Raw genomic sequence first — 3,895 nt, forward strand, 5'->3', positions numbered from 1 at the left:
GCAGTGGTGGCTCTGAAAGATCAACAGACCCTAGATAAGAATGGAGATTAATGGATGGTTTTCCTGTGTTTTTAACCTCAACATTATCAGCGTCGGGTACGAAGATCTGAAACCGATATTATGAAAACATATTGGGTGCCGGTAAGCGCTTAGAGGTTATAAAATAAGATGCATCATATAAGTTTAAGTGCTTTCAGAATTCTCTGTGAAAATGCCAGAGACTGAAAGAGTAATTTTTCGGTATAATCAAGCGCTTTGAAAGCTTGAAACTAATTTATATTGCCGCATCTATAAGCAGCGTTTTTTTTTGATTCATTATTTAGGGAGTAAAACCTCATGCCGTTTTATGAATATCGCTGTGATGCCTGTAATCATAATTTTGAAGCATTGCAAAAGATCAGTGATGATGCGCTGGTGGATTGTCCGGCCTGTAATCAACCCAGCCTGAAAAAACTTATTTCAGCGGCGGGTTTCCGTCTCAAAGGGCAGGGCTGGTATGAAACCGATTTTAAATCGGGTACTAAACGTAACCTTGCTGAAAGTGGTTCTTCAGAGAGTGCCTCTTCTGCGGGTCATACCTGCGGAACTGGATGCAGTCATTAAGTTTTAAATGCGAAAATACCTAATAGCAGGCCTGCTGGTCTGGATGCCGCTCGGCATTACCTTTCTGGTAGTCCGGGCCATTGTTGGTTTTTTAGATAAGAGTTTATTACTCTTGCCGGATGCTTTTCAGCCAGATAGGCTGCTGGGCTTTAATATTCCCGGATTGGGAGTCGTTCTGGCGGTGGTCATGGTATTAGTCACCGGCATGATAATGGCCAATTTATTAGGTCGCAGATTAGTCGTTTTCTGGGAGTCCCAACTAGCGAGGATCCCGCTGGTCAGAACAATTTATTCTGCGATTAAACAAATTATGGAAGCGGTGTTGGCGACAGACGCCAAATCGTTTCGCAAAGTATTGCTGGTTGAATACCCGCGTAAAGGTGTCTGGAGTCTGGCATTTATGACTTCAAATGATTTAGGTGAAGTGCAGGATAAGACGATTGCCAATGTTATCAGCGTTTTTATTCCGACCACGCCAAATCCGACCTCCGGGTTTGTGTTGATGGTGCCGGAATCAGATGTGATTGAATTGGATATGTCTGTCGAAGAAGGTCTGAAAATGATTATTTCGATGGGCGTTGTGGTGCCAAATTCAGAGGCATATCGAAAAAAAGTTCAGCAACAGCACAGCGTAGAATAAAAATTTCGGACATCTTTCGTCTATATGAAAGGTGTAGTGTTAAACAGTATTTTTGGAATGTTGGAATAATTATGCGTAGCCATTACTGCGGCGATGTAAACGAAACTTTGATTGAACAAACGGTAACGGTTGCAGGTTGGATGCATCGTCGCCGGGATCACGGCGGTGTGATCTTTATTGATTTACGGGATCGCGAAGGTCTGGTGCAAATCGTCTGTAATCCGGAAGATGCCGAAAGCTTTGCCGTTGCAGAGAAAGTCCGCAGTGAATATGTATTGCAGATTGAAGGTGTCGTAAATCCGCGTCCTGCTGGCAGTGAAAACACTGATCTGAAAAGTGGCAAAATCGAAATTATCGCCAAGCGGGTCACTATTCTGAATAGTTCTGAAACGCCACCTTTCCCGTTGACAGAACAGGCCGAAGTCAATGAAGACATTCGCCTGCGTCATCGTTATATTGATTTACGTCGCCCCGAAATGCTGCAAAAGCTGCGTTTCCGTTCGCAGATTATCCGTCAGTTGCGTCAGTATCTGGATAATCATGGCTTTATGGATATAGAAACACCGATCCTGACCAAAGCCACGCCCGAAGGTGCACGTGATTATCTGGTACCTAGCCGTACGCATCCGGGTGACTTTTTTGCATTGCCACAATCTCCACAGTTATTTAAACAACTACTGATGGTCGCTGGCATGGATCGTTATTATCAAGTCGTGCGTTGTTTCCGTGATGAAGATTTGCGCGCTGACCGTCAGCCCGAATTTACTCAGTTGGATATTGAAACCTCTTTTGTTGAAGAAGAGGACTTAATGCAGTTAATGGAAGACATGATCCGTGACCTGTTTGCCAATGTCCTGGAACAACCTCTTCCAAACCCTTTCCCGCGGATGACTTATGCGGAAGCCATGGATCGTTATGGCAGTGATAAACCGGACCTGCGAATTGATTTGGAACTGGTTGAAGTCAGTGATCTGATGCAAGCGGTTGATTTCAAAGTGTTCTCGGCACCGGCTAATGATGACAATGGGCGAGTTGCTGCATTACGCGTTCCCGGTGGTAATTCACTTAGCCGTAAAGAAATTGATGATTACACCAAGTTTGTCAGTATTTACGGAGCCAAAGGTCTGGCTTACATCAAGGTCAATGATATTGATGTGGGACGTGAAGGCTTGCAGTCACCGATTCTGAAATTCCTGCCGGATGACGTGGTAGAGGCGATTCTGCAAAGAACCGGTGCTGAATCAGGAGATTTAGTGTTTTTTGGTGCTGATAAAGCTTCCATTGTGAATGAATCTTTAGGTGCATTGCGTGTCAAAATCGGGCATGACCTGAATATGGTTGAACATGGCTGGCGCCCATTATGGGTGGTTGAGTTCCCGATGTTTGAATGGGATGAGAAAACCCAGCGCTGGTATGCCTTGCATCATCCGTTTACTGCGCCGCGTGAATCAGATATTGATTTATTAAGCAACGATCCGGGCAAGTGTCTGTCTCGTGCTTATGACATGGTGTTAAATGGTACAGAGTTGGGCGGTGGTTCAATTCGTATTCATAAAACTGATGTTCAGCAAAAAGTATTTGAAATGCTGGGGATACCGGCGGAAGAAGCAGAAGAGAAATTTGGCTTTTTACTGCAGGCATTAAAATACGGTTGCCCACCACATGGTGGTTTGGCCTTTGGCTTGGATCGTCTGGCGATGTTGATGACCGGTTCTGCCTCGATTCGTGATGTAATGGCCTTCCCTAAAACGCAATCAGCAGCCTGTCTGTTGACCAATGCACCAAGTGCTGTAAGCGATGAGCAACTGAAAGAGTTGAATATTCGTTTACGTAAAGTGCCGACAGTTGACTCCTGAGTTATCACTCAGATCAACTTGATTTTAAGAGGAAAGCGAAGTGGCTACAAAACTAGCAGCAACGGCAATCCCGTTTGAACACTATTTCTCAATAGATGATGAGGCCTGCGATCAACGTATCGCTGAGGCTAAACAAAAGTTGGGTGATGACCTTGTGATTTTAGGTCACCATTACCAACGCAATGAAGTCTTCAAACACGCAGATTATTCGGGTGACTCACTGAAATTATCCCGTAATGCCGCTGAGTCAGATGCTCAGTACATTGTTTTCTGTGGTGTGCATTTTATGGCGGAAGTAGCGGACATTCTTTCCCGTCCCGATCAAATTGCGATTTTGCCGGATATGGCGGCCGGTTGCTCAATGGCGGATATGGCGAATCGGGTTAATGTTGATCGGGCCTGGCAGGAAATGAGTGAAGTGCTGGATCCGGACGAAATGATCACGCCGATCACTTACATTAACTCGGCAGCAGACCTGAAATCCTTTTGCGGAAAACATGGTGGCATAGTTTGCACTTCTACCAATGCCCCACATGTTTTGGACTGGGCATTCGCCCAGCGTGAAAAAGTACTGTTTTTTCCTGATCAGCATTTAGGGCGTAATACCGGTTATAAAATGGGCATTCCACTTGAAGAGATGGTGGTGTGGGATTTTGATAAGCCACTGGGTGGTTTGACGCCGGAAGCATTGAAAAAAGCCAAGATCATATTGTGGAAAGGCTTCTGCTCAGTACACCAGATGTTCCAGCCGCAACAAATTGATAATTTTCTGGAAAAATATCCGGAAACCAAAGTT

Annotated in this window: 4 protein-coding genes; all 4 read left to right on the top strand. The window is 44.9% G+C overall.

Annotated elements, in window-relative coordinates; translation table 11 throughout:
- The first annotated feature begins 336 nt into the window (after positions 1–336).
- Positions 337–603 carry an FmdB family zinc ribbon protein gene (locus tag B3O33_RS06905; protein ID WP_292360481.1) on the top strand — a complete coding sequence of 89 codons (267 nt, stop codon included), beginning with the start codon at positions 337–339 and terminating at the stop codon, positions 601–603.
- A gap of 7 nt (positions 604–610) precedes the next feature.
- Positions 611–1,243 carry a DUF502 domain-containing protein gene (locus B3O33_RS06910; RefSeq protein WP_292360480.1) on the top strand — a complete coding sequence of 211 codons (633 nt, stop codon included), beginning with the start codon at positions 611–613 and terminating at the stop codon, positions 1,241–1,243.
- 71 nt (positions 1,244–1,314) lie between these two features.
- The gene (gene aspS, locus B3O33_RS06915) at positions 1,315–3,099 is read left to right on the top strand and encodes an aspartate--tRNA ligase (protein WP_292360478.1); all 1,785 of its coding nucleotides are present in this window, start codon (positions 1,315–1,317) and stop codon (positions 3,097–3,099) included.
- Between the two features lie 40 nt (positions 3,100–3,139).
- Positions 3,140–3,895, top strand: a 756-nt coding sequence (nadA, locus tag B3O33_RS06920) for a quinolinate synthase NadA (protein ID WP_292363269.1), incomplete at its 3' end; no start/stop codon positions are given.

This window comes from Methylophaga sp. UBA1464 (genome assembly GCF_002325665.1).
Taxonomy (GTDB): Bacteria; Pseudomonadota; Gammaproteobacteria; order Nitrosococcales; family Methylophagaceae; genus Methylophaga.

Excerpts from the sequence above, each read along its gene's own strand:
- B3O33_RS06905 (WP_292360481.1), top strand. The coding sequence starts at position 337 with ATGCCGTTTTATGAATATCGCTGTGATGCCTGTAATCATAATTTTGAA.
- B3O33_RS06910 (WP_292360480.1), top strand. The coding sequence starts at position 611 with ATGCGAAAATACCTAATAGCAGGCCTGCTGGTCTGGATGCCGCTCGGC.
- aspS (WP_292360478.1), top strand. The coding sequence starts at position 1,315 with ATGCGTAGCCATTACTGCGGCGATGTAAACGAAACTTTGATTGAACAA.